The 25,901-nt window shown below is 39.6% G+C and carries 19 protein-coding genes; 11 read left to right on the top strand and 8 right to left on the bottom strand.

All coding sequences use genetic code 11. The features are described 5' to 3' along the window. Positions 1 to 95 precede the first annotated feature (95 nt). Positions 96 to 848: an enoyl-CoA hydratase/isomerase family protein gene (locus CJ305_RS15345; protein WP_099647178.1), complete on the top strand. Its 753-nt coding sequence runs from the start codon at positions 96 to 98 to the stop codon at positions 846 to 848. Positions 849 to 894: 46 nt separating this feature from the next. Here CJ305_RS15345 and CJ305_RS15340 read toward each other — a convergent pair whose 3' ends face one another. The 3 genes from CJ305_RS15340 to CJ305_RS15330 all read right to left on the bottom strand — a co-directional run bounded on the left by CJ305_RS15340 (position 895) and on the right by CJ305_RS15330 (position 3,841). Further along, on the bottom strand, positions 895 to 1,446 hold the full coding sequence (locus CJ305_RS15340) for a DUF4136 domain-containing protein (RefSeq protein ID WP_099647177.1): 552 nt from the start codon (positions 1,444 to 1,446) through the stop codon (positions 895 to 897). A gap of 65 nt (positions 1,447 to 1,511) precedes the next feature. Beyond that, on the bottom strand, positions 1,512 to 1,670 hold the full coding sequence (locus CJ305_RS19505; RefSeq protein WP_394340053.1) for a DUF5522 domain-containing protein: 159 nt from the start codon (positions 1,668 to 1,670) through the stop codon (positions 1,512 to 1,514). Positions 1,671 to 2,053: 383 nt separating this feature from the next. After that, complete coding sequence (locus CJ305_RS15330; protein ID WP_099647175.1) at positions 2,054 to 3,841, bottom strand: hypothetical protein; 1,788 nt, start codon at positions 3,839 to 3,841, stop codon at positions 2,054 to 2,056. 264 nt (positions 3,842 to 4,105) lie between these two features. Here CJ305_RS15330 and CJ305_RS15325 point away from each other — a divergent pair, with 264 nt between their 5' ends. From CJ305_RS15325 to hemL, 3 genes are read left to right on the top strand one after another with little or no spacing between them, the layout of a single operon-like run. Continuing rightward, on the top strand, positions 4,106 to 5,050 hold the full coding sequence (locus CJ305_RS15325) for a 1-aminocyclopropane-1-carboxylate deaminase/D-cysteine desulfhydrase (protein WP_099647174.1): 945 nt from the start codon (positions 4,106 to 4,108) through the stop codon (positions 5,048 to 5,050). 1 nt (position 5,051) lies between these two features. Next, entirely contained in the window at positions 5,052 to 5,885 is an 834-nt protein-coding gene (locus CJ305_RS15320) for a glucosaminidase domain-containing protein (protein ID WP_099647173.1), read from the top strand. 2 nt (positions 5,886 to 5,887) lie between these two features. Next, positions 5,888 to 7,177 (top strand): glutamate-1-semialdehyde 2,1-aminomutase, encoded by a 1,290-nt coding sequence (gene hemL / locus CJ305_RS15315; protein ID WP_099647236.1) that lies wholly within the window; start codon positions 5,888 to 5,890, stop codon positions 7,175 to 7,177. Positions 7,178 to 7,253: 76 nt separating this feature from the next. On the opposite strand, the gene CJ305_RS15310 is transcribed toward hemL, so the two are convergent. Further along, positions 7,254 to 7,745, bottom strand: coding sequence for a hypothetical protein (locus CJ305_RS15310; protein WP_099647172.1), 492 nt, complete (start codon positions 7,743 to 7,745; stop codon positions 7,254 to 7,256). A gap of 124 nt (positions 7,746 to 7,869) precedes the next feature. On the opposite strand from CJ305_RS15310, the gene CJ305_RS15305 reads away from it, so the two are divergent. After that, positions 7,870 to 8,124, top strand: a complete 255-nt coding sequence (locus CJ305_RS15305; RefSeq protein ID WP_099647171.1) for a hypothetical protein — start codon at positions 7,870 to 7,872, stop codon at positions 8,122 to 8,124. 53 nt (positions 8,125 to 8,177) lie between these two features. Here the strand turns inward: CJ305_RS15305 and lysS are convergent, their stop codons facing one another. After that, positions 8,178 to 9,872, bottom strand: coding sequence for a lysine--tRNA ligase (lysS, locus tag CJ305_RS15300; RefSeq protein WP_099647170.1), 1,695 nt, complete (start codon positions 9,870 to 9,872; stop codon positions 8,178 to 8,180). Positions 9,873 to 10,038: 166 nt separating this feature from the next. Between lysS and CJ305_RS15295 the strand changes: the two genes are divergently transcribed. Together CJ305_RS15295 and lipB are read left to right on the top strand one after the other, a co-directional pair. Further along, positions 10,039 to 10,191: a YqaE/Pmp3 family membrane protein gene (locus tag CJ305_RS15295; protein ID WP_099647169.1), complete on the top strand. Its 153-nt coding sequence runs from the start codon at positions 10,039 to 10,041 to the stop codon at positions 10,189 to 10,191. Between the two features lie 35 nt (positions 10,192 to 10,226). Continuing rightward, positions 10,227 to 10,952: a lipoyl(octanoyl) transferase LipB gene (gene lipB, locus CJ305_RS15290; RefSeq protein WP_099647168.1), complete on the top strand. Its 726-nt coding sequence runs from the start codon at positions 10,227 to 10,229 to the stop codon at positions 10,950 to 10,952. Here lipB and CJ305_RS15285 read toward each other — a convergent pair. The 3 genes from CJ305_RS15285 to CJ305_RS15275 all read right to left on the bottom strand — a co-directional run bounded on the left by CJ305_RS15285 (position 10,927) and on the right by CJ305_RS15275 (position 15,012). Continuing rightward, on the bottom strand, positions 10,927 to 11,640 hold the full coding sequence (locus CJ305_RS15285; protein ID WP_099647167.1) for a TapB family protein: 714 nt from the start codon (positions 11,638 to 11,640) through the stop codon (positions 10,927 to 10,929). The two genes, lipB and CJ305_RS15285, sit on opposite strands and share 26 nt — an antisense overlap. Before the next feature lie 180 nt (positions 11,641 to 11,820). Then, a complete protein-coding gene (locus CJ305_RS15280) occupies positions 11,821 to 14,307 on the bottom strand; it encodes a hypothetical protein (protein WP_099647166.1) in 2,487 nt (828 codons plus the stop codon). 102 nt (positions 14,308 to 14,409) lie between these two features. Beyond that, positions 14,410 to 15,012: a ribonuclease HII gene (locus tag CJ305_RS15275; RefSeq protein WP_099647165.1), complete on the bottom strand. Its 603-nt coding sequence runs from the start codon at positions 15,010 to 15,012 to the stop codon at positions 14,410 to 14,412. A gap of 225 nt (positions 15,013 to 15,237) precedes the next feature. On the opposite strand from CJ305_RS15275, the gene CJ305_RS15270 reads away from it, so the two are divergent. The 4 genes from CJ305_RS15270 to CJ305_RS15255 all read left to right on the top strand — a co-directional run bounded on the left by CJ305_RS15270 (position 15,238) and on the right by CJ305_RS15255 (position 25,470). Continuing rightward, positions 15,238 to 18,483 carry a SusC/RagA family TonB-linked outer membrane protein gene (locus tag CJ305_RS15270; protein ID WP_099647164.1) on the top strand — a complete coding sequence of 1,082 codons (3,246 nt, stop codon included), beginning with the start codon at positions 15,238 to 15,240 and terminating at the stop codon, positions 18,481 to 18,483. Positions 18,484 to 18,495: 12 nt separating this feature from the next. Next, entirely contained in the window at positions 18,496 to 20,010 is a 1,515-nt protein-coding gene (locus CJ305_RS15265; protein ID WP_099647163.1) for a RagB/SusD family nutrient uptake outer membrane protein, read from the top strand. A gap of 80 nt (positions 20,011 to 20,090) precedes the next feature. Beyond that, positions 20,091 to 23,351 (top strand): VCBS repeat-containing protein, encoded by a 3,261-nt coding sequence (locus CJ305_RS15260; protein ID WP_099647162.1) that lies wholly within the window; start codon positions 20,091 to 20,093, stop codon positions 23,349 to 23,351. 202 nt (positions 23,352 to 23,553) lie between these two features. Continuing rightward, entirely contained in the window at positions 23,554 to 25,470 is a 1,917-nt protein-coding gene (locus CJ305_RS15255) for a putative porin (protein WP_223248890.1), read from the top strand. Positions 25,471 to 25,901 lie beyond the last annotated feature (431 nt).

The raw sequence follows: 25,901 nt of genomic DNA, 5'->3' as shown, positions 1-25,901 counted from the left end.
TTTCCTCAATTCTTTCTTAACGGAAAAACAATACGTAATTTAGAGCTAAATTTGAAGATTATCCAATAAGAACCCACTTTTACTGAATAAAATTTATGCAAGACTCATTTGTTAATCTTGATATTAAAGATACTATTGCTACGGTCACTTTTTTTACGCCGCATCACAATGCATTGCCTACGGCAATATTAAATCGTCTTGAGGCGGTGCTTAATGAAGTGGCAGATGATAGGAACGTTAATGTAGTTATTTTGCAAAGTGGAGGAGATCGTACATTTTGTGCAGGAGCCAGTTTTAACGAATTGATTGCGATTGACAACGAAAGCAAGGGCAAAGACTTCTTTATGGGTTTTGCTAAGGTGATTCTGGCCATGCGCAATTGTCCGAAGCCTATTATTGTTCGTGTACAGGGTAAAACTGTTGGGGGCGGAGTAGGTATTGCCGCTGCGGCAGATTATTGTTTGGCAAGTACGTACGCGAGTATAAAACTGAGCGAACTGAGCATAGGTATTGGTCCGTTTGTGATAGGACCTGCTGTAGAACGTAAAATAGGTGTTTCGGCATTTTCACAAATGACGTTGAATGCGCAGGAATTTTACAAACCCGAATGGGCGAAAGCTAACGGACTTTTTGCTGAGGTTTTAGAATCTAATGAAGCTCTGGATGAGCGTGTAGCGGAATTGGCAAAACACCTGGCGAGTTACAATCCGGAAGCTTTAAGGGCAGCTAAAAAGATTTTCTGGGAGGGGACAGATGAATGGCAGAGTATTCTGGAAGCGCGGGCTGAGACAAGCGGGAAATTAGTACTCTCTCAGTTTACTAAAGAGAAATTGCAATCTTATAAATAAGAAAAGCCCTCATTTGAGGGCTTTTTAAGTTTTAGGACTTCTGTTTTTAGTTAGAAGCCATTTTCTTAGGAGGATACTCCTGCATAATTTCTCCTACAATTTCATTGATGCGTTCCTGCTTACGGTCTACATCACGGGCTAAATAGCCGGTTCCCTGACCTTGCCATACTAATTCTTTCTTCTGAGCATCAATCAGGTCGATGTATAATGTTCCTTCGGTGCTGCGCGATACTGTATTGCCAAAGCCACCGCCCCAAGGACCCCAAGGACCCCAGGCGCCCCAAGCACCCCAGCCCCAGCCGTAATTATTGTATACATCTACACGCTCCTGTGCAGTAGTAAAAATACTTACGAGCATAGACGGGTTTTCAGATTTGACAAAACCTTTTGCCATCAGTTGATCTTCAATCGCACGAAGAATGCGCTTTTTATCAAGGTCCGAAATTTCGGCCTTATCAATACCGGGCTTGAAGAAAGCAAAAGTTTTGTATTCGTTAAAATTGGCCGACTGATCATAATCTGAAGATACACGCACAGAACTACAGGAAGCTAGCATAGCGACAAGCGCTAAAAGCAAAAAGGGTCTAAAATTTTTCATAAGTATATTTTTTTAATTCAACAGAACAGCTATTTTAATGCCTCAAGAATTGTACCAAGAAGAATTTATTCTTTGGTTTTATCAAAGTCATAAGGGCAATGCCTGCACCCGCTCTTGCAGCAATAACCTCTCTTCAAGTGGTATTGCTCTGTGAAGCACCGGTAACCCTCGGGAGTAAGATAATAATCACCTTCTTCAATGGTAACTTTATTTTTAAACAGCATCATCTATAAATTTACAAAAAGATACGGCATACTTTGTGTTTACCATGGTAAAACTAGAATAATGATTTGTATTACGGCTCCCAAACTTTTAAGGCATTTTTCAGGGTGTGCGTTATGGCCGTTTATTCTGATTAAGCAAAAGGATTTAAAACGCAATAAAGTATTTATGAATCACGAGCGTATTCATCTGCGTCAACAGTTAGAATTGCTTGTTCTTCCATTTTATATATGGTATATGTTGGAATACACTTACTATCGTACTAAGGGGTATTCCAAACAAAAAGCCTATCGCTCAATAGTTTTTGAACGAGAGGCTTATCAAAACGAATGTGACTTTTCGTATTTAAAAAATCGAAAATTTTGGGGTTTCCTGAAGTCTTAGATTATCTGTGAACGATTAATTGAAAACGATCATGGTCAGATTCACCGAATATCATTTTGTAATCAAAATCAGCTCCAAAGCCTCTACCGTAAAGTCGGAATGTATGTGTACCTGCAGGAAGTTGTACATAGGATGAACCATTAAGATAGTAAAATCCAGCAGCATAGGTGGTTGTGCTGCCTCCACCACCTGTAGAAGTATGTGCCTGATTGTAAGTTCCTGAATCATAAGCAAAATGTTCTGTGCCACCATTAACTGTAATCCACCCTCTGTAAAGTCTTGGAGCGCCGTCAGTTATCACCGCATCGTTTCTTCTGGATACACTTACACTATACATATATTTCATTTCGACTAGGGAAGCTTGAGTTAGAGTTATAGTTTTGGTCAAAAGAAGGATGTCTTTAGCTGCACCTGTATTAGAGTCAGATATAACAGCATTCCCGGTACCAGTTAAAAAATTATAATCATTTGCAGCCAAATATGTCTGTACCAGAGATGGTCTTAATACCATCGTTCCATTATCATCCACATAGACAGGCATAGGATCACCGGCAACATTTGTAGCATTATTTGTGGTATTTAATCCATCTACTCTGATGGTAGAGGTATTTCCGGAAATGTGTAATTTTTCTTTTGGAGCGGTATTGCTTATGCCAACATTTCCTGTAGAGGCGATATTGATATCATCCTGATAGAGTCCCGGGGTGTCATTTTGAATGCCGAGTTCGAGCAAGCTATTTTCGCCTGTGCTTCCGTTTCCGCTACCGTCATCAGAATACTTGAGATACCCGTAGTCACTGTTGTTATTAGACTGGCTTTTGAAAACTATAGAAGATTCTCCTCCTGCGTTACCGTGTTCTAAAACTATAGTTCCGGTAGAAGCAGATGCAGGCGTGCCTACAGATTCCAGAATGTGTAGTCTTGCCTGCGGGTCATTTGTGCCGAGCCCCACTCTATTAGTACTCCCCTTTACAAAGAAGGTATTCTCGTTGGTATCTGTTTCTATCCTAAAATCAAGATCAAGCCCTTTTTCATTAAATATAGTTGTTGCATTTGCTGCAAGCCTGTGGTTATACGTGTTATTCTCGTAAAGATCAAGAATCCCGTCATCTGTTGAACTATACAGACGTGATGTAATGTCATTTAGATTCGCATCAGCTTCGTAAACCTTTAGTTCCTTAGAAAAGGAACTCGTCTGGTCATTATTAAAAATCACCGTATTTGTCAGGTTAGCAGCATTGCCCTGATTAGAACCCGAGGCAATCGCGAGCCCACTATTAGAGCCACTCTCCATAAAAATGGAAGCGTCATAGTTATCGCCACTGTTTCTAAAGCTTAATCCAATCTCATTAGCATTGTCAGTACGCTTTATAGCAAGGATGCCTCTTCCTCCTGTTCCTACAAAATCTAAGGTGTTGCTGTTTTGCGTAACGATACGATCTCCTGACAAGGTTCCGTCGTTTGCATAGATACTTGTGTCATCAGAGCCTGCCGAAATCTTTACCCATTTCGTGCTATCCCAGTAATAAAATCCCTGAGAGACAGCATTTGTGCCTGTGGTAACAGCGGTGTTGAAAACAAGCAGGCCTGTAGTTGCGGCCGGGGTAACTGTAGCGGTGTCATCTGTTCCGGTGAGAGACACTCGGGGAATCATCAGACCTTTATCTGTTGCAGAAATGTCTAAAAGAGCGCCGGAAACCGGATTAGTAGTGCCTATACCCACTTGTGCGTGGACAGCGTAGCTGGCGCTCAATAAGGCGCCTGTTAAAATTAAAGAGCGTAGATTCATAGGGGTTTGAATTACTCACTCACAAATCAGATTAAATGCATTATTTTATCCTCTAAGTGAATACGTTTTGTTATGCGCGACTAATATATATACTTTTGTCGATATATACTTGTACTTTATCGGTATTTTTTTATTTTTTGTGAGTTTTTGTGCTTTTAAGTTTTGTTTTAGTCAATCTTTTGAAGATCAGGGTGCTGATGAGAAGGCTTTATTGAGTTTCAGCCTTCAATTTTAATTCTAAGTCGAATACGGTAATTTGCACTTATGAAAATCTGGAGCACTACTACATTTCCCGAGACACCCGTAAACTCAATTTCAAGCACAGTTTACGGGGATAAGCATATTAAAGTTGATCTCAAAAGAGAAGATCTCATTGATGCTGAAGTCTCCGGGAATAAGTTTAGAAAGCTCAAATACAATATGCTTCAGGCTCTTGAAGAGGGTCATTACTCAATACTCACCTATGGAGGCGCGTTTTCAAATCATATAGCAGCCGTTGCTAAAGCCGGAAAGCTTTTTGGTTTAGAAACCATTGGAGTGATCCGGGGGGAAGAGCTGGGGAAGAATTTAGACATCACGCTTCAGAAGAATTTTACCTTGAGATTTGCATACGAATGCGGGATGCAGTTTGAATTTGTTACCCGAACCGCCTACCGTGAAAAGAACACGGAGTCTTTTCGCGAAAGCTTAAAAACTAAATACGGTACCTTTTACGAGATCCCTGAAGGTGGTACGAATGAACTCGCTATCAAAGGTTGCCACGAAATACTTGGTGCAACAACAGTCGATTACGACTACATCGCCTGCGCCGTGGGGACAGGCGGCACAATCGCCGGTATAATTGAGGCCAGTTTGCCGCATCAAAAGGTTTTGGGTTTCCCGGCGTTGAAAGGAGATTTTTTAGAAGATGAGATCAAAAAATACACATCAAAAACCAACTGGGAGCTGATACCTGATTACCATTTTGGGGGTTACGCTAAAACTTCTGAGGAGTTAATTCGTTTCATCAATAGGTTTAAGAAAGAGCAAAACATTCAGCTTGATCCTGTTTATACGGGGAAAATGATGTACGGTTTGACAGATCTTATCCGCAATGGGTATTTCTCTAAAAATACCCGTATTTTTGCCGTTCATACTGGAGGACTACAAGGTATTCCGGGAATGAATGACAGACTTAAAAAACAGGGACGATCTACAATTAGCATCTAGAATGATCAAAAAAATAACTATTCTTCTATTAATAAGTATTTTACTGGTAGGTTGCGGCGGAAGCAAAAGAGCTTCAAAGCGTAAAGTAATCGTAAGATCATCAAGAACCTCAGAACGACCGGTGACTAAAAGAGAAACCACACCTGCTGCTGTAACCGAAGAAACAGAGAAGGCTTATGAATATGCGCCGTTTAATAAAGTTGAGGATTATATTGAACATTTTGCACCCATAGCAAAAGAAGAAATGCGTTTGTATAAAATTCCCGCAAGCATCACGATGGCCCAGGCGGTTTTAGAAAGTGGTGCCGGCAATGGTAACCTTACCAAAAAAGCCAACAATCATTTTGGTATTAAATGCCACAATTGGACCGGCGCAGTGGTCTATCACGATGATGATGAAAAGGGGGAATGCTTCCGGAAGTATCGCGATCCCAAATATTCTTTCCGCGATCACTCGTTGTTTTTAACCGGAAGAAGTCGGTATGCAGATTTGTTCAAACTTGATCCCGACGATTATAAAGGCTGGGCCCGTGGTTTGCGTAAGGCCGGCTATGCCACAGATCCCAAATACCCGGAAAAACTTATAGCTATTATAGAACGCTATGCGATGTATAATTACGATGCTGAAGTTTTAGGCACTGACATTAAAGAATTTAAACCCGAACCTTCTGATAAGGTGGTTTTGCATACGGTCAAAAAAGGGGAAACGCTTTACAGTATTTCCAGAATGTACAACCTGACGGTAGACGAATTGAAAAAGAATAACGGCTTGCGTGATAATACGATAAGCATTGGGCAACAATTGAATGTTACCCCACAGTATAACGGATTTTAATGATGATTTATAAAAGAAGCAGCGCACTTTTCGCAGAAGCACAACAGGTAATCCCCGGCGGAGTAAATTCTCCGGTACGGGCATTTAAAGCCGTGGGAGGCGATCCCATCTTTGTGAAAGAAGCTAAAGGTGCTTATTTATATGATGAAGACGGTAATCGCCTGATTGATTACATCAACTCCTGGGGGCCTATGATTTTAGGTCACGCCTATAAACCTGTAGTAGATGCGGTGGTTGAAAAGGCTCAGAAGGGAACCTCCTTCGGCATGCCCACGCAAATCGAGACCGAAATTGCACAACTTGCCGTAAAAATGGTGCCGGGTATTGATAAAATACGTTTTGTAAATAGCGGTACCGAAGCCTGTATGAGCGCCGTACGCCTCGCACGCGGGTTTACCGGTCGCGATAAGATTATCAAGTTTGCCGGTTGTTATCATGGGCATTCTGATTCATTTTTGATTCAGGCGGGTAGTGGTGCGGTAACTTTTGGTACACCCAATAGTCCCGGCGTAACAGCAGGTACGGCAAAAGATACGTTGCTTGCGCCGTATAATAACCTGACGGAAGTTCAAAAGCTTTTTGAGGCTAATGAAAATGAAATAGCAGCAATTATTATTGAGCCCGTTGCCGGAAACATGGGCTGTATTCCTCCGTCCGAAGGATTTTTAGAAGGCCTGAGAGAGCTCTGTGATACGCATAAAACCCTGCTCATTTTTGATGAGGTGATGACCGGTTTTAGACTGGCCGCAGGAGGTGTGCAGGAATTGATGGGGGTGCAAGCTGATATTGTAACCTTCGGAAAGGTTATAGGTGGCGGTTTGCCTGTAGGAGCCTTTGCTGCCCGTAACGAAATTATGGACTACCTGGCGCCTGTTGGTCCCGTGTATCAGGCGGGGACCTTAAGTGGAAATCCGCTGGCGATGGCCGCCGGTCTGGCAATGTTGAAAGAATTAGACTCCGATCCTCAGATTTTCAAACGTCTTGAAGAAAAAACCGAATATCTGCACAAAGGGATGTCAAAAGTACTTACTGAAAATGGCGTGGTGCATACCATAAACCGATTGGGTTCTATGATATCTGTTCATTTTGCTGAAAAACCTGTGACTGATTTTGCTAGTGCTGCAAACGCGGCTACAGATACTTTTAAAAAATTCTTTCACGGCATGCTGGCAGAAGGTATTTATATCGCACCCAGTGCTTATGAAACCTGGTTTATCACGGATGCCTTGACCTACCAGGATCTGGACGAAACCATCAATGCGGTAGCTAAAGTAGCTCCCGGTCTGAAGTGATTTTATAGCTTTGGATAAACTAAAAATCCCCTTCGGTCAAACCGAAGGGGATTCTTTTTTGACATAAAACCGGGGGTTATTTACCCTCACGGTGATTTCTTCTGCGCCCGTCTGGTCGCTCACCGCGTTTGCCATCAAGCATACCCATACGCTGTTTTTGCTTTGCTTTCATTTTACGCCATTGGTCAAATTGCTCTTCGTTTAAGATTTTCTGCATTTTTTCCTGATGTGCAATCTGCTTGTCGAGCATTGCAGCATAGCGATCTTTACGTGCTTCGCGCATCGCTGCGCGTTCTTCTTCGCTAGGTTTTTCACTATTTTTCATTTGTTCGGCGCGTTTCTGCCACTGGGCTTTGCGTTCTTTAGCGGCTTCCAGTTCCAGATCGTAAATTGCTTTCTGCTGTTTGTCGTCAAGCACAAGGGCCAGAGTAAGACGCTTGGTTTGAATATCAGCCATCTCCTCGGGACTGGCCTCCATCATTTTTTTCATACGATCCTGACGCCCGTCGCGCTGTGCAAAAACCGAGCAGCTTACCAAAATCGTAAGGATTAAAGCTAATTTTTTCATATTTCTAAATGTTTAAGTTATGTTCTTATGACTTTGAGTTTGGATAAAGGTTTAAAACAGGGAATTCGTAATTTTTTGTAACATTTATCTAGTTGGTCTTACTTATAGATAAATATCTACGACCATGAATCAAATCTACTCACAACCGAGCAACAACCTGGGAGCTAAGCGCTGGGCGCTTTATATCTTTATTTCAAGCATTCCCATAATCGGTTTTATAATGCTATTGATTTGGGCATTTAGCAGCAGTGAAAATCTGCATTTGCAGGAATGGGCAAAAGGTAAATTGCTTATTGCCTTAATCGTACTGATTATCGTTCTTGGCTTTTTATTTCTGGCAGGCGGCATCGGGATTTTAACCGCGGTTTTTAATCAATAAAAAAGCCCTTCAGAATGACTGAAAGGCTTTGATAGTTTTCGGTTTTTAAGAACTTACTCGATAAGCAGAACGCTTAGGTTGTCTCCTTCTTTTTCTACTTTAGCCAGTTTATGTTTGGTAAGGCCTTTAATGCCTTTATCCCATTTCTTATTGCTGAGGCCGCTGGCGTCTTTAAGCTGGTCAAGTGCCATAGATTTTTCCTTTTTAAGGATCGCGAAAATGGTTTTCTCTTCTTCGCTAAGCTCTACTTTTTTGCGTTCAGGCTTCATTTGAGGAAAGAACAAAACCTCCTGGATAGACTGATTGTTAGTCAAAAACATAATCAGACGGTCCATTCCTATGCCCAGACCCGAAGTAGGCGGCATACCGTATTCCAGAGCTCTTAAGAAATCCTGATCAATAAACTCGGTAGCCTCATCATCTCCTTTTTCAGCTAGTTTCAGTTGTTCTTCAAAACGCTCACGCTGATCAATAGGATCGTTTAGTTCTGAATAGGCGTTCGCGATTTCCTTACCACAAACCATCAGTTCAAAGCGTTCAGTCAATTCCGGGTTTTCACGATGCTCCTTACACAGCGGACTCATCTCCTTGGGGTAGTCGGTTATAAATGTAGGCTGAATGAAATTACCTTCGCATTTTTCACCAAAGATCTCATCGATAAGTTTGCCTTTACCCATAGTCTCATCTACTTCAAGACCCATTCCTAAAGCTGCTTCACGTAGCTCTGTTTCGCTCTTTCCGGTGATGTCATATCCTGTAAATTGCTTAATCGCATCGGTCATAGTAACTCGTGCATACGGGGCTTTAAAATCTACTTTATGTTGCCCGAAGGTAGCTTCGGTAGTACCATTAACCGCTATTGCGCAGTGCTCTAAAAGTTTTTCGGTAAACTCCATCATCCAGTTGTAGTCTTTGTAGGCTACATAGATTTCCATCGCGGTAAACTCCGGGTTGTGGGTACGGTCCATTCCTTCATTTCTGAAGTTTTTCGAAAACTCATAAACCCCGTCAAAACCTCCTACGATAAGACGTTTTAGATAAAGTTCGTTTGCAATACGCAGGTAAAGCGGAATATCTAAAGCATTGTGATGCGTAACAAAAGGACGTGCTGCAGCTCCACCGGGAATAGACTGGAGGATTGGTGTTTCTACTTCAAAATAGCCTTTATCGTTAAAGAAATTTCGCATAGCGGCAAAAAGCTTGGTTCGCTTTACAAAAACTTCTTTCACTTTGGGATTAACAACCAGGTCTGCATACCGCTGGCGGTAACGCATCTCAGGATCGTTAAATTTATCAAACTCGTTCCCGTCCTTGTCTACTTTAGGCAATGGAAGCGGTTTTAAAGCTTTACTAAGCAAGGTGAATTTTTTAACCATTACGGTTTTTTCACCCACCTGAGTGGTGAAAAGATCACCTTCAATACCAATAAAATCTCCTATGTCCAGGAGTTTCTTATAAACGTCGTTGTAATGCGTTTTGTCATCTCTAGGACAAATTTCATCACGGTTAAAATACACCTGTATGCGGCCTGTAGAATCCTGCAGCTCTGCAAAAGAAGCTTTACCCTGTATTCTTCGCGACATCAATCTCCCTGCGATTACCACCTTTTTACCTTCCTCAAAATTCTTCTTAATCTGAGTGGCAGTATGATCTACAGGGTATAAATCTGCAGGATAGGGATTAATGTTTAATTTGCGTAATTCGGCAAGTTTTTCACGGCGTATTTGTTCCTGTTCTGAAAGTTGCATAAGCTGTCTTTAATGTAATAGGTGTTTGCGAGGTTTGCTGTCCATTCCTCGCTTCACGCGTTAAGGCGGCAAATATAACAACTCAGCATCTAGAAATCAATGATTGTAACGAAAGCTTATAACTTTATACCTATAGATACATCAATCATCATCAATCAAATTGGAAATGAGTTTTTTTAGAGCTTTAATCGCTATTTTTTTACCACCTCTTGCTGTGCTGGATAAGGGTTGTGGTTCTATTCTTATCGTTACGGTTTTATGGTTTTGCGGCTGGATTCCCGGTGTCATTGCGGCTTTGGTCATTGTCAATAAAAAGTAAAGCAGGTCTCTTTAAAGGAATTGTATCTTTGCAGAATGAATAAGCAAATACAACTTGAAGATTTAGGCAACCGGGACTACAAGGCAGTTTGGGATTACCAGGAAACACTTTTTAAGTCTATTCTGGATTTAAAAATCCAGAACCGTAGGGAAGAGACCAATCATCCTACGCCCAATTACTTTTTGTTTGTAGAGCATCCCCATGTTTATACCCTGGGTAAAAGCGGAGATATAACTAATTTGCTCATCAACGAAGAACAGCTAGCTGCTAAAAACGCAACGTTTTATAAGATTAACCGGGGGGGGGATATTACCTATCACGGGCCCGGGCAGATCGTGGGATATCCTATTCTGGATCTGGAGAATTTCTTTACTGATATTCATAAATACCTGCGTCTGCTGGAAGAAATGATTATTCTAACTCTGGCTGATTATGGCATTAAAGCCGAAAGATCACCGGGAGAAACCGGCGTATGGCTTGATGTAGGCACTCCTTTTGCCCGTAAAATCTGCGCGATGGGTGTCAGAGCGAGCAGGTGGGTAACCATGCACGGCTTTGCCTTTAATGTAAATGCAGATTTAGGCTATTTTGATAATATCGTTCCTTGCGGGATTAAAGAGAAAGCGGTGACCTCACTTAATGTAGAACTAGGTAAGGCTCAGGTAGATGAGGCGGAGGTCAAGCAAAAATTGCTTGAGCATTTTAAAGTTTTATTTGAAGCTGAATTCATCAGTCTTAATTCTGTGCAAAGCCCGAACTAACTTCTGAAGTATTGATACCTGTCAACAAGGTCATTCCGGTCATTGTGCCATCTTCATCGTAATGCACCTGCTTAATAAGACCGATGCCGGGAGCAAACCATTGTTTTGAAATCCCATCTTTATCGCTTTTTGGTAAAAAATGTGTTTTTGATTCAATGACAAGACATTCAAAAGTACCTGCAGGAGTGTTTACAGTTTCCTTCTTTACAACACGCCTTTCTTTAAGTTTATATTCTATAGTATGTGTAATTGGAGTAATGCTGGCGCTAATCTTGAGTGTGAGGTTAGAAAGTTGTTGATCTTTACGAAAATTTAGCGGTACCTGAAAATCGCCCGAAGCAAGGTTGATCTGCATATTGCTGTACGAATCAAACATAAATGCCGGAATGATGTTTCGTATTTTCAGCGTCATTCCTGATGCATCCTGCTCAATAGAATTATAAGTGGTATTTACGGGGTCTTCTAATGGTTTTTCATTGGCCATCAGTACGGCCTTTTTTCCATTTAGCGTGTTAAATGCCGAAGTTACCTCGTAGAAAGTTTCTGAGGTAATTTGATGCTCCGTATTGAACGTTGTGTAGGTGAGGTTTGAAACCTCTTCCAGTAACACAATGGATTGTTTTTCTGTTTGAGCACTGGCTAGAAAAGGAATGAATAGAATTCCGAACAGGTTGAAAATGGTTTTCATAATGGCTGCATTTCTTTTAAACAAAAGGGGATTGCAGCATACCTGAAAAAGCTGGGGGGAAGAATAAATCTGCTTTTATCAGAAAAGGGGAAATGCTTACATACTGTGAAAATACAGTATAACTCTCAAATATAATAGAAAGATATTATATTTAACATATTAGTTTTCAGATACTTATGTCTATGGGTTGATCTGGTAAATAATGACGCTGTCTGACTCACCTTTGCAGGTAAGTAGGAGATTTCCTGAATTTCCGGAGGCTGCTAAATCGACCTGCGAGGCGGAATATACCGGGAAATTAGGGAGCAACTTGCCCTTTGAAGAATAAATAAAGGCCTTGTTAGTCTGTAAATCACTTAGCGCAACATAGGAAGATGAACCTATTGTAAATACCTGTAGCCCTTTGTAGATGCCTAAGTCGAGTTCAATATCTGTTGACCCTATACTTAATAAGTTCTCTTTGAGTTTTGCTTCCATGCTTCCGTTACGGGCAAAAAGTAAATCGGTGTTTGTATTTGATTTGGGCTGGCTTACTTTTCCGCTTTGCGAAATTGAAATCTTTGTTCCGTTTGGCTCTACTACAACAAAATTTGATTGTTCGGTAAACACCGGGTAATCAGAAAACTGAAAGCTGTCGCCGACTTTCACCCGAACGTCTCCGGTTCTGCTCAAAATTTTGAGATCACCATTTGCTAATGGAAATAGTAGGTAATCTTTATTGCTAATGCGAATGTGTTGGGGAAGTTTACTTATACCAGTTTCTGCTTTGTCATATTTAAAACCTTTTACGCTTTTGGCTTCACGGTCAAGCATCTGCACATCACGATCCTGAACCAGAACAAAACGGTACTCCCGGTTTCCATCATAATCAAACACGGCAAGAGGCTGGGTGATTGTGTTTTTGTAATCCAGATCAAAGGGCTTTACGATTGTTCCATCACTCGCAATTACATAAAAATGATGCGGGGTTACAAATGCATATTGTAGTCTCCCGTTCTTATAAAGATCTACCTGTTCGATAGTGCCGAGAATAGGGCCGTCAAGTTGTTTTTTCCAGTCAATCTTTCCGCTTTGATTGATTTGATACAAGGTGTTTGAAACATCCTGTACTAGTATATTTTGTCCCTTAGTACGGTAATTTTTGAGAAATTGTGGAGTGTTTAATAAGTCATTATCAAGTTTTATGCTGGCTAGCTGGACGACCTGAGACTTAGTTTGAGAAAGAGGAGTTTCATAAATACCTCCATTCAGATATAGGTAATCATCAGAAGCGCTGAGTTGCATTGCGGCGTGCGGGTAGTTTTGCAAATCAAGATTTTTTAAGCCCTGAGCGTTTTCTTTGCTGAGTTTTTTTGATAAATAGGCTGAAGACTTAGGGAGGTTTGTATAGTATTCTGCGGTATAGGTGTCGCTCAGATTTTTTCTGAATTGTTTATAGGAGGCGTCATTACTCAATACTGCTCCGTTTTGATAATTTGCAGTCAAATCTTTGAGTTCTTCCATCGTTCTAGCGAAGAAAAAATGATTATCCCAGGACATATAATAATGAACAGCCGGGGGATTGAAAAGTTCTTTAAAAGCAATTTGAAAAAGACTGGAGTCTGTGAGTTTGCGTATGGGTAATTCTCTGAAGATTTCGGCTTCGCCGGAAATAGATCGAAGCTGAATTTCAGCATTTTCAGGATCAGAAGTGCTGACTACTAAAATGGTATTATTTTCTTGTGTCAGGGAGCCGATACCTTTTGTACTGCTCATAAAATCAGCTGCGGAAAGCTGAAAATCTTTTAACAAAGCCCCGCGATGACTGGCGAGATTTGATTTATAGGTTTCCCAATCCTGTATATTAAAATAGGAATAACCCCGGGCATTGACCGGAATAAAATCAGCTATATCTGATGAGGTCGGTTCTAAGTTTGCTAAAAGTTCAGAGCTTTGATTCGTTTGCTTGCTGAATTGCAGCACGCCACTTATTTCAAGGGCATCAGGTTCTATCTCAAGGTCTACTGCGACCCAGTCAAATGCCGGTTTTGAATTTTGAAATCTATAATGGTCAAAAATGTCTCTAAAAAGTGATTTGTAATACGCGCCATTGATAAGCAGATTAGGGCTTTGTGCAGAGCTGGTTTTCAGTATTTTTTTAAGGGACTCATCTTCCGGATCGCGACCGGAATTAGACTGCAAGATGGTATTTTCCAAAATCAGTTTTGACGTACTTGCGAGAAAATAGGAGTCATTGCGAATGTAAAAAACTTCGGTATTGTTAATTTTTAATCCATTGATAGTTATTCCTTCGTAAGCGTAAGAATTTATAAGCTTTGTAAAAGCCGAATCTGCCGGTATGATATTTTTGGAAGCTTTTGAGATTAGAGCCAGGTCATAATCATCGTCACCCAGTGCGATCCAGGTTATATAGGATTCCTGAGAAGGGTTGAAATGCTTTAAAAGCTCACTTTTTTTATCAAGCTCGGTGTAGAAGCGTGTCTCAGAGCTCAATTTTAAGAGTTTGGAACTTTGTAAGTTATTTTTGAAATTTTCCCATTGTGGGACTCTGAGTATTGCAGCTGTTTTTTGAGGAATAAGATGTATAAGGTCTGTTTCGGTCTCAGGACTCTTTGCACAGCCGGTAAGAAAAATAAAAAAACCTAAAGCCCAGATTAAATTCCTCATATAAATAATTCTTGATTTTGAATGATTCGCGCAAATTTAGAAAGTTAATCTAAGCAGAACCTGATTGGCCGGTTTAAAATGACTAAAAGAATAATTATTTCATTATAAATCGAGGCTAAGTTGCTCCGGCAATAATCGGAAACTTTTGCGATGAAAAGGAGTGATTCCAAATTTTCTGATTGCTTCACGATGCTCTTTAGTAGGGTAGCCTTTGTTTTTTTTCCAGTTGTATTCAGGAAATTTTTTATGCATATCAGTTAGATATCTGTCCCGTTCTGTTTTTGCCAAGATCGAAGCAGCCGCTATTGCTGTAAACTTTTGGTCTCCTTTGACTATACATTGGTGAGTACAAGTCATATAGGTTTTAAATCGGTTTCCGTCAACAAGAATATGCCTGGGTTGTGGGCTTAGTTTTTTAATAGCCTTATGCATAGCTAGAATAGATGCGTTGAGAATATTTATTTTATCAATTTCTTCCGGGAAAACGTGGGCAATAGCGTAGCATAGTGCTTCTTCCTCAATGATTTTTCTTAAAGCTTCCCGAGACTTTGTGGAGAGTAGTTTAGAATCGTTAATCTGTTGATTTTGAAAGTCTGGAGTCAGAATGACTGCAGCAGCAGTGACAGGCCCCGCAAGACAACCACGACCGGCCTCATCGGTTCCGCATTCAGTATTTTTTACTTGTGAAAAGGTAATTAAAGTCAAATTGATTTATTTTAAGATAATAAAAGCAACGTAAATATAATGGTCTGGATTAATAAATTATTTTCACTCATAAAGTGAAAACAGTGATTTTTCCTCAATAAAACCAAATCGCGGAATGATTTATTAAGGAAACACTATGTTAAATTAAGGAGCTCTTAAGATTATTGTTGCAATTAATAAAAACTTTTATGATGTTTGCGACGGCTAATTCAAATAAATAAATTTATGAAATCAAAAATTACATGGTGCTTTGCATCGGTATTCCTGCTTTTAATGCAGTTTGCCTTTGCGCAGCAAAAAACAATTACCGGTACTGTTGTTGACTCTGAAGGTCTGGCATTGCCTGGTGTAAACGTATTGGTAGAAGGTACGAACACTGGGACTCAAACAGATTTTGACGGGAATTATTCAATTTCAGCAAATCAGGGAGATAAAATTATCTTCTCTTATGTTGGTTTTGAACGGCAATCTATTACAGTAGGCGCAGCAGATACTTATAGTATCACAATGCAGGCGGGAGAATCTCTTGAGGAAGTTGTTGTAGTAGGTTATGGTACTTCTACAAAACAGGCTTTTACGGGTTCTGCTTCTACTATTGAAGCTAAGGATATTGAGCTTAAAAACTTTGCAAACGTTTCTCAATCTTTAGCTGGTGAAGCTGCTGGTGTGCAGGTCATTAATACTTCTGGGCAGCCGGGTACAGTTTCCACTATTCGTATTAGAGGTTTTGGTTCAATAAATGGTAATAGAGATCCTCTTTATGTAGTGGATGGCGTTCCTTTCACTGGTGGTCTAAACTCTATTAACCCTTCAGATATCGCTTCAACTACGATATTAAAAGATGCTACCGCAACTGCTATTTATGGTTCAAGAGGAGCGAACGGTGTTGTTTTAATTACTACTAAAAGCGGAACGTCAACAGAGACTTACATTGAGGTTGATGTCAAAACTGGTGTTAACGCCTCTATAATCCCGCGTTATAGTGTAATTACATCTCCAGAAGAATCAATCGGTTTGATGTGGGAAGCAAAAGTTAACAGACAAGTTTTAAACGGTTCGACAAGAGCTGATGCAATTGATTTTGTTAATACCAATCTTTTCGGAGGTGGCACTGTAGGAAATCGAATTTTGGCTCCAGGTTACAATATGTGGAATGTTGCTGATGGTGCTGAGCTGATTGACCCTGCAACAGGTCAGGTTCGTCCGGGTGTTACGAGACGTTATACGCCTGAGCGTTTTGAAGATGCAGCATTCGACTCGGCTATTAGAACAGAGGCTAACCTACGTATGGGTGGCGGAACAGATAAATCTAGATATTATTTTTCTGTTGGTTACCTTGATGATGACGGTTATGCAATCAACACGGGTTATAAGCGTTACACGACCCGTTTAAATGTTTCTTCACAAATTAAGCCTTGGGCTAATATTGGGGCAAACATAGGTTACGCTTATTCTGAAACTATTGCTAACGGTCAAACTGATGGGGCTGAAAACTTGTTTGAATTTGCAGATAAGATTCCTCCAATCTATCCAGTTTTCTTAAGAGATGACAATTATCAATTAGTGCCAGATCCTATTTTTGGTGGATTCCAGTACGATTATGGATCAGAGTCTGGGTTTAGACCAAGACCTAATGCTGATAATCTTAACCCAATAGCATCAGCTAAGTATGACTTCAATGGAGCGATTAGGAATGAAATCAATGCTAATGTTAACGCAACTATTGATATTTTTGAAGGGATGACTTTCGAGACGCGTTTTGGTTTGCAGTATTTTAATAATATTGATGACGAGTTAGGTAACCAATTTTATGGTGTAGCTTCGGGTAGTGGTGGAACTTTAGATCAGGACGTTACAGAGCGTACTGTGACTAACTTTTTGCAGTTACTTAGATACAAAAGGCAATTTGGCTTACATTCTTTTGAAGCCTTTGCTGCGCACGAAAGCAATGAATATAGACAAAACTTCACATCTACATTTAAGACCAAGGCGATTATCCCTGGTGGAAGAGAGTTGAGCAACTACATTGTTTTCCCTACAGCGCCAACAGGAACCGAAGCTGGAAATACTCTAGAATCTTATTTTGGTCAAATTAATTATGATTTTGACAATAAATACTTCATTACTGGTTCTTTACGTAGAGATGGTTCATCAAGATTTTACCGTGATAAGTGGGATACCTTTGGTTCTGTAGGTGCAGCCTGGGTAGTTTCTAATGAAAATTTCCTTAACTCTAACGACTTAATTAGATTTTTGAAGTTAAAAGCATCTTACGGTTTGACGGGAGATCAGGGAGGAGTAGGCTTTTTCTCAGGAATTAACCTATTTGGTGTAACCAATGTAAACGGAGGATTTGCTGTTGCTCCAGATACTTTTGCTAACGCTGATTTAACCTGGGAAACTGCTAAGCAATACCAGGCAGGTGTTGAATTAGATTTAGGTAGTTGGTTGGACCTTAGTGTAGATTATTTTGTTAAGGATACAGAAAACTTAATCTTTGAAAGACGAATTGCGCCTTCAACGGGTATTGCTATTATAGATGTTAATGATGGTGTTTTAAGAAACTCAGGTCTGGAATTCGATTTAACAGGGCATCTTGTTAAAACAGCAAACTACTCGTTAGATCTATCGATTAACGGTTCTTTGCCGAATAATGAGATAACTACGATGCCATTAGATAATCAAACCCAGGAGCCAGCGGTATTCCAAAATGTAGGAGCTTATGGTTATGCTAACGGAAGATCTATCTACGACTTCTATATGAGAGATTATGCAGGTGTTGACCCGGCCGATGGTTACCCAATGTGGTATCAATACTTTAACGATGCCAACAGTAATGGGGTATTGGATAGTGGAGAAGAGTCTATACCATCTCTTACGCCATTCCTGGATGAAAATCCTGATGCAACAGTAGCGCGCCAAACTACGAAAGCTTATGCTGATGCAACTCAGTTATTTATTGAGAAAAAAGGTATTCCTGTAGTTTATGGTGCATTCAGGCTTTCAGCTCAGGCATATAATTTCAGCCTTTCGACTCAATTTACATATTCATTAGGTGGTTATGCTTATGACTCACAATATGCTGAACTTATGCACGACAACAATGGAGGTATAATTGGTACTAACCGTCACACTGATGTAAGAAACAGATGGAGACAACCTGGTGATATAACCAGCGTACCTCTTATTGCTGATAATGTTATTCCAAACGTTAATTCTCAATCTTCTAGATTTATAACAAGTACTGACTTCATAGCCTTAAATAACGTATTGTTAAATTATACTTTTGATAGTAGAACTTTATCGAATATGGGTCTTTCTGGTTTAAGCTTGTTTGCATCTGGAGATAATTTAATGTACAAAACAGCGCGTCAGGGCTTCTTGCCAACAACCAGCCAAAGTGGTAACTCAGGAAGAGCACTTTATGCTCCATTGACCACCTTTACTGTTGGTGTGCGAGCTAAATTTTAAAAAAAAATAAACATGAAAAATTTTATTAAAAACTCAATTAGAATTACGGCTATGGCAGTATTGCTTGTAGGCTGTAGTGATGATTTTTTGGTTGAAGAACCTACAGGTTCTGTCATCAATGCAGATCAATTAGGTGATGCTATTACTCTGAATCCAGAATTAGGAGAGGCTACAATGACTGGTATATATGCTACTATGTTTGATGTTGGTAGTGGTGGTACCGGAGGTCATGATGATTTTGGGCATAAAGCTTATGATGTTTTTGCGGATATGCTTTGCGGTGATATGGCGTTGTCATTAAGTACATTTGGTTGGTACCGTTCAAGTATTACTGAATTTCAGGGTACTCAAGATTTCACTTTCTTAGATAACTATCAGGTTTGGAGATATTACTACAGAGTAGTAAACTTATCAAATTTGGTTATTGAAAGTTTAGGAGGAAATGATGCAGTACCTGAAAGCGTTGAGGAAGGCTATGTTTACGGGCAGGCCTTAGCGATGAGAGCACACTCTTATTTCTATCTTACTCAATATATGATCAATGATGTTGAGGCAAGCTGGACTCAGCCTACATTGCCCCTATATACTGAGCCCTTAATTTCAGGAAAAGAGAAATCTACAACTGAAGAGGTGTATGCTCAAATGGAGAATGATCTTAGAAGAGCTATTGATTTATTGGATGGTTATACAAGACCAGGAGGTTCAAAATTACAGGTTGATAAACCTATTGCTCAGACCATCTTAGCTTATGTTTTAGGTTCTAGAAGAGATCGTTGGAATGATGTAGTTACACTTACTAATGAAGCTCTTGCAGGTACTAATGCTAGCTTGATGGATAATAGCAGAACTGCAAATGGTGTTCTTGGTGGTTTTAACGATGTTAGCTCTCAAGGATGGATGTGGGGTGTTGATATCAATGCTGAAATTGGTTTGGGTTTGATCTCTTGGTGGGGTCAAATAGATACATTCTCGTATAGCTATGCGGCATATGGCGATTACAAAGCTATGGATGCAGCTCTTTATAACAGTATGCCTGCAGATGATATAAGAAGAACTCAGTTTTTAACTAACCAGTCCTCAGGTAGATATCTTCAGCCTATTAATAAGTTCTATGATAGTGATAGAGTTGTTACAGGAACCTCGCAAATTGTTAAAGCAGATTACTGGTATATGAGATATGCAGAAGTTCTTCTCCTTAACGCTGAAGCCAAGGCAAGAGCTGGTCAGACCGGTCCTGCGCGAACTGCACTTAAGACTTTAGTGGCTGCGCGTGTTGCTGATCCTTCATTTGTAGATGGTCTTAGTGGTCAGGCTCTTCTTGATGAGATTTACAAGCAAACGCGTTTAGAGCTTTGGGGTGAAGGTAAGAGCTATCTTGCAATGAAGCGTAATAAAGCTACCGTGACGCGTGGCAGTAACCACTTGTCTTTCGTTGGAGTGCCTATTCGTTTTGATGATGAGCGTTTGTCTTTCGAAATTCCTCAACAAGAGATTCAGGATAATAATTTCATTGATTCTCAGAATTAGTAAATAATTTAGCTTAATTTAAAGCCTCTGATATTCAGTTATCAGAGGCTTTTATTTTTCCCTAAAAATAGATTAAGTTCATGCGGTTTTTTTTTGGTGCCAGTTTCAGTCTTTTGTTAACAATTGCTTGCTCTGAAAGGATTGAAGATTTTAAAAAGGAATCTTATTTATTTGAAAAATTAGATCCTAAATATTCATCTGTTGATTTCGTAAACCAGATACGCGAAGATCAGGAGCATTCAATCTTAAGTTATATCTATTATTATAATGGCGGTGGTGTGGCTACAGGTGATGTGAATAATGACGGTTTGCCAGACCTGTATTTTGTTTCAAATCAAAATCCCAATCAATTATACCTCAATAAAGGAAGCCTATCTTTTGAAAATGTTTCAGACCGCACCGGTATATCTGGCTCCGGCAGCTGGAGTAGTGGAGCTACGATGGTTGATATCAATGCAGATGGGTGGCTTGATATTTATGTATGTAATGTGTCTGGTTTACTAGATTTTCAAGGGCACAACGAGCTGTTTATTAATAATGGAGACGGTACATTTACCGAGCGCTCCAAAGAATACGGGCTCGATTTTCAAGGTTATGCTACACAGAGCTATTTTTTTGATTATGACAAAGATGGCGATCTGGATATGTATTTGGTCAATCACGCAATTCATACGACACTTTCTCACGGTCCTGCTGCATTACGAGAGACTAGAGCTCCTTTGGTTGGTGATATATTATTCCGAAATGATGGTGGTTTATTTACTGATGTAAGTGAAGTTGCCAATATTTATGGAGGCGTCAATAGCTACGGTTTGAGTGCTTCTATTGCAGATTTCAATAACGATGGTTGGGAAGATATTTACGTTTGTAATGATTTTCACGAGGATGATTATCTCTACATCAATAATCAGGATGGTACTTTTACGGAGGAATTGAATAACTATTTTTCGGCTATAAGTCGATTTTCAATGGGTAGCGATACGGCTGATCTTAATAAAGACGGTTTTGTTGACCTTATTACGTTGGATATGCTTCCGGGAGACGAGAAAATCATTAAGGAGACCGAAGGTGATGACGTAATGTTTAACATGCGTGAGAAACTGAGAGGATTGGGGTATAAGGATCAGTATTCAAGAAACATGCTTCAAATTAACCACAGCGGGAACTTTTTTGTAGAAACTGCTATCCTTAATAATCTTTCGAGTACAGATTGGAGTTGGGCTGCATTGTTTGGCGATTTTAACAATGATAGATCTCATGATCTTCTAATTACTAATGGGATCTTAAGAAGACCAAACGCACTTGACTTTAAGAATTATGTAGCCAATTCATTCAAAGGTCGAGATAGCAATCAGGGTTTACGATGGTTGTATAATTCAATCAATGAGATGCCTTCAGGAAAAGTAGCAAACCAAATTTTTAAAGGCTCGCCCGATGGTTTTGAAAATACGACTGGAAGCTGGATAGCCGATAAGCCGTCACTTTCTCAAGGAGCGGCCTATGTAGATCTTGATGTTGATGGCGACTTAGATCTCGTTATAAATAATCTGAACGCACCTGCTGATATTTATCTTAATAATTCAAAACAGAATAATTTCATTCAAATTGCGCTTAAATATAAGGATGCAAATCTTGAATCTATAGGCGCCAAAGTTGTCGTGTATGACACTTTGGGGGCGCAAACAAAATGGCTGCAAAAATCAAGGGGGTTTTTATCTTCCGTTGAAGGTGTTTTACATTTTGGACTAGGCGATGCAAATTCAATTGATTCAATAAAGGTGGTTTGGCCAGATTTAAGTGAACAAGGATTTTACGATCTTAAGGCTAACCAAAAGGTAAGTTTGGCATACAATCCGGCAAAAATAATTCAGCCAAAATTCCGTCCTAAATCTCAAAATAATCTTTTTAAAGAAATCGAATCCATTTCATTCTCTCACGAAGAGAATTCGACATACGATTTTTTAGATGAACGTTTAATACCCTACCGTCTTTCAATGAAAGATCCCGCGTACGCGAAAGGAGATGTTGATGGTGATGGAAGAGAAGACTTATTCATAGGTAATTCAGAAAACAGGTCTGCAACTATTTTTTTCAACAAAGGAACTTATTTTCAAAAGAGCACCCCGAAAGCGTTTGAAAAAGATGCTGCTTTTGAGGATAGTGCCGCTTGCTTTTTTGATGCAGACCAAGATGGTGATCTGGATTTATATGTTGGTTCTGGCATTGGTAAAGAAGGAGGCCCAAATCAGGACAGATTGTATATTAATATTGATGGGACTCTTGAAAAGAGTCAGAACCGTATTCCCCAGAATATTTTAAATACATCCGTTGTTATAGCAGAAGATTTTGACCTGGATGGCGATACAGATCTTTTCGTAGGTAATAGATCTACACCTCAGAATTTTGGTAGGCCCACCGCATCCAAACTGTTGGTAAATGACGGTACTGGATATTTTAAGGAGCTCACTGAATTTGAGGTAGAATCATTTGTTACAGATGCCTGTTGGGTCGATTTAAATAAGGATAGCTGGGTAGATTTGGTTATTAGTGCAGAATGGGATGCGCCTTATGTATTTTATAATAGACAGGGAACTTTTAAACAAGAAACTCTTCCTAAACCATTAGAGGGTCTTTGGCAGTCAGTAGAAGCTTTTGATATAGATCAAGATGGCGACCTGGATATCATCTTAGGTAATTATGGATTGAACACTAAATACAGCATACAAGATCTTCCTGTCAATATGTATTTTTCAGACTTTGATAAAAACGGGGAAAGTGAGGTGGTAACTTCGTACACCGTAAATGATAATCAATACCCTATAAATTCCCGGCAGGAATTGATCTCACAAATGAATTTTTTAGCAAGGCGGTTTAATTCTAATGTGGTTTTTTCAGGCAAAACCTTGCAACAAATCTTTGGTCAGGATGCAATTTCTGAAGCTTTAAAATATGAGGTTAATGTCTTAGCTTCCGGGTATTTAGAGAATCAAAATGGAAAATTCACCGTTTTTAAAGCATTTGATGCAGAATTGCAAGTAGCTCCAATGCGCGTCCTCAATGTTGCTGAAATAGGCGAAGAGAAAATATTATTAGTCTTTGGCAATGCTCTTGATGTAAATACCTATCATGGTGGATATACGTCACTGAAGGGGTTTGCAGTAAAAACTTTGAGAGAGTACTTTTACTTATCTGACTTTGGTGTTGACCCTGTAAGTGAACAACTGGTTGGAGCAACCTCTCTAAGTTTTGATAATGGGAAGCTTCTTGTTCTCATAAAGAATGATGCTAAATTAATTACTTACAAATACGACTCGACCGAAGGCAGTTTTGATACCAATTGAATTGAAACATTTCTTAGAACAAATCGTTTGAGTTTTTCACATATACGATTGTTCAATTCATGGCGGGTAGCTAAATAATTAATTTTCTAAAAATGCAGATAATAACAGTTTCTTTTAAATATTTTCGCAGTAAAGTTTAATGTAGATGCACTTTAGAAATCTGTTGTTTTGTTGTTTTTTAATATTAGTTGGTTCTGAAAAGTTGTACTCTCAGCGTACATTAGGAAGTGGTTCATTAAACAGAATGGATGGTGATGAAGATTTGGAACGTCAGGGTATCGCAAATCCAGGGTCAAAATTAAATAAAAAAGAACGCCCACCCATCGACCTCTATAAAATCATTTCTGTAGCGAATGATACTACTACAGTAGATACTTCGCTTACCGTAAAGAAATTCTATAAGTTTAATTACCTGCGTAAAGATAATTTTGAGTTGCTGCCCTTTTCTAACGAGGGGCAATCCTACAACTCATTGATGCGTGATTTTTCGGGTGCTCATATACTTCCACTGTTTGGCGCACGCGCAAGGCATTTCAATTATATGGAAGTTGATGACATTTATTATTACAATGTTCCCACACCGCTAACTGAACTATACTATAAGAGTGTATTCCAGCAAGGTCAGAATTTGGATGCATTTTTTACAATGAATAAGTCCAGACGATTTAATTTTTCAATCGCTTACAAAGGCTTACGAAGTTTGGGTAATTATCAGAACATTCTCACCAGTACCGGTAATTTTAGGTTCACGGTAAATTATCAGAATAAAAGTGGTCGTTATGACCTCAAGGCGCATTATGTAGCTCAGGATTTATTAAACCAGGAAAACGGTGGACTCACAGAACAAGGTTTGATAAACTTTAGGAGCGATGACTCACAGTTTGATGACAGAGCTGTACTTTCTGTAAATTTTGAAAATGCCGAAAGTATTTTGGACGGAGCTCGTTTTTATCTCAATCATAAATACGATCTCATCCAGCAGGATACGCTTTCCAAAAACCGAATTGAGCTGGGACATATTCTAAATTACGAAACCAAGTTTTACAGATATGATCAGGCAGCTCCGGCAACAAGCCTGTTCGGGAATTCATTTGTTACTCAAAATATTTCTGATAAAACCGATCTGAGAACATTTGACAATACAACCTATGTGGCCTATACTAATAATATTTTGGGTCGATTGAGTTTTCAGGTTTCTCATTCTTATTATAAGTACGGTTATAATTCAGTGTTAATTCAGGACACAGGTCGTATTCCTAATCAAATTACAGGTAATATAATCGCCGCAGGAGCCACGTATAAAAAAGAGTATAAAGGCTTTCAGCTTTCGGGGAAGGCTGCGCTTAATGTGGCAGGAGATTTTACAGGCTATAATCTGGATGCCGAAGCGGGTTATACGTATAAAGATAAGGCGAGTTTTGTTGGAGGATTGCATCTTAACGCATCTCCGGCAAATTACAACCATCTGCTTTACCAGAGTAGTTATGAAAATTACAACTGGTATAACGCAGAGATGTATGAAACGATTAAAACGCAGTCTTTAGATTTTAAGATGAAATCTGACGACTGGCTCAATGCTTCGGTTAGTCTGGTTAATATGTCTGATTACGCATACTTTGACAGAAGCCCTGAAGATAGTTTGGTTAAGTCCTTTCAAACCGGAGATAATATTACCTACCTAAAGGCAAAGGTCAATAAGGAGTTTCGCCTGGGTAAATTTGCGCTAGATAACACCATAGCGTACCAAAAAGTAACTGGTGGTGATCAATACCTCAATGTACCACAGCTTATCACGCGAAACACCCTATATTTTTCAGATGAATGGTTTAATAAAGCATTATTTGTGCAGACGGGCCTAAGTTTGAAATACTTTACCTCCTATACTATGGATGGCTATGATCCGGTTTTGGCGGAATTCTATGTGCAGAATGACGAAGAGATCGGTGACTTTCCCTTGATCGATTTGTTTTTTAATATGAAAGTGCGTCAAACCCGCATCTTTTTTATAGGAGAACATATTAATGCCCTGTTTGCGCCTAATGATTACTTCAGCGCTCCGGGTTATCCGTACCGCGATTTCACATTCCGTTTCGGATTGGTGTGGAATTTCTTTCTTTAGTTTCCTATGGGCTTTGATTGCTTTAGGCAATCACCGCGCTGTCGCTACTCGCTTTTTTCACTTCCTTGCGGTCGTAAAAAAGAGCTCACACATGCCGCTCCATCGCTAAGCCGGTTTAAGTTAAGGCCATTTTTTAGGGTTTGCGTGTACGTTTTGATCTTCATTTTTGCTCATTAGCGCTTTTGTTGCGTTGCTTTAAATCGACTTTGATTGCAGTCCTCCTTATAAATGGTGTGTTTAAAGTATGCGACCTTTGCATTTCAACGCCATTTTCGGGGAATTCGGGATGATTTGTGGTTTTTGAGTTTTCTGTTGGGTGAGTAATTAGGGGTAGAGGACCGGGTTTTTAGAAAACTTTAAAAAAACTTTGGGCTGTAAGTGATTGGCATTTAGGCTTTGGTAAAAAAGATTTTAAAAAGTGGGATAAAGCT

Origin of the sequence: Leeuwenhoekiella nanhaiensis (genome assembly GCF_002744755.1) — a bacterium.
Classification (GTDB): Bacteria; Bacteroidota; Bacteroidia; order Flavobacteriales; family Flavobacteriaceae; genus Leeuwenhoekiella; species Leeuwenhoekiella nanhaiensis.
The sequence above is the reverse complement of the archived record's forward strand: the minus strand, read 5'-3'. Positions and strand labels throughout refer to the sequence as shown.

Bases quoted from the DNA above. Each gene is read 5' to 3' on its own strand.
- CJ305_RS15345 (WP_099647178.1), top strand. From the start codon at position 96: ATGCAAGACTCATTTGTTAATCTTGATATTAAAGATACTATTGCTACG.
- CJ305_RS15340 (WP_099647177.1), bottom strand. From the start codon at position 1,446: ATGAAAAATTTTAGACCCTTTTTGCTTTTAGCGCTTGTCGCTATGCTA.
- CJ305_RS19505 (WP_394340053.1), bottom strand. From the start codon at position 1,670: ATGCTGTTTAAAAATAAAGTTACCATTGAAGAAGGTGATTATTATCTT.
- CJ305_RS15330 (WP_099647175.1), bottom strand. From the start codon at position 3,841: ATGAATCTACGCTCTTTAATTTTAACAGGCGCCTTATTGAGCGCCAGC.
- CJ305_RS15325 (WP_099647174.1), top strand. From the start codon at position 4,106: ATGAAAATCTGGAGCACTACTACATTTCCCGAGACACCCGTAAACTCA.
- CJ305_RS15320 (WP_099647173.1), top strand. From the start codon at position 5,052: ATGATCAAAAAAATAACTATTCTTCTATTAATAAGTATTTTACTGGTA.
- hemL (WP_099647236.1), top strand. From the start codon at position 5,888: ATGATTTATAAAAGAAGCAGCGCACTTTTCGCAGAAGCACAACAGGTA.
- CJ305_RS15310 (WP_099647172.1), bottom strand. From the start codon at position 7,745: ATGAAAAAATTAGCTTTAATCCTTACGATTTTGGTAAGCTGCTCGGTT.
- CJ305_RS15305 (WP_099647171.1), top strand. From the start codon at position 7,870: ATGAATCAAATCTACTCACAACCGAGCAACAACCTGGGAGCTAAGCGC.
- lysS (WP_099647170.1), bottom strand. From the start codon at position 9,872: ATGCAACTTTCAGAACAGGAACAAATACGCCGTGAAAAACTTGCCGAA.
- CJ305_RS15295 (WP_099647169.1), top strand. From the start codon at position 10,039: ATGAGTTTTTTTAGAGCTTTAATCGCTATTTTTTTACCACCTCTTGCT.
- lipB (WP_099647168.1), top strand. From the start codon at position 10,227: ATGAATAAGCAAATACAACTTGAAGATTTAGGCAACCGGGACTACAAG.
- CJ305_RS15285 (WP_099647167.1), bottom strand. From the start codon at position 11,640: ATGAAAACCATTTTCAACCTGTTCGGAATTCTATTCATTCCTTTTCTA.
- CJ305_RS15280 (WP_099647166.1), bottom strand. From the start codon at position 14,307: ATGAGGAATTTAATCTGGGCTTTAGGTTTTTTTATTTTTCTTACCGGC.
- CJ305_RS15270 (WP_099647164.1), top strand. From the start codon at position 15,238: ATGAAATCAAAAATTACATGGTGCTTTGCATCGGTATTCCTGCTTTTA.
- CJ305_RS15265 (WP_099647163.1), top strand. From the start codon at position 18,496: ATGAAAAATTTTATTAAAAACTCAATTAGAATTACGGCTATGGCAGTA.
- CJ305_RS15260 (WP_099647162.1), top strand. From the start codon at position 20,091: ATGCGGTTTTTTTTTGGTGCCAGTTTCAGTCTTTTGTTAACAATTGCT.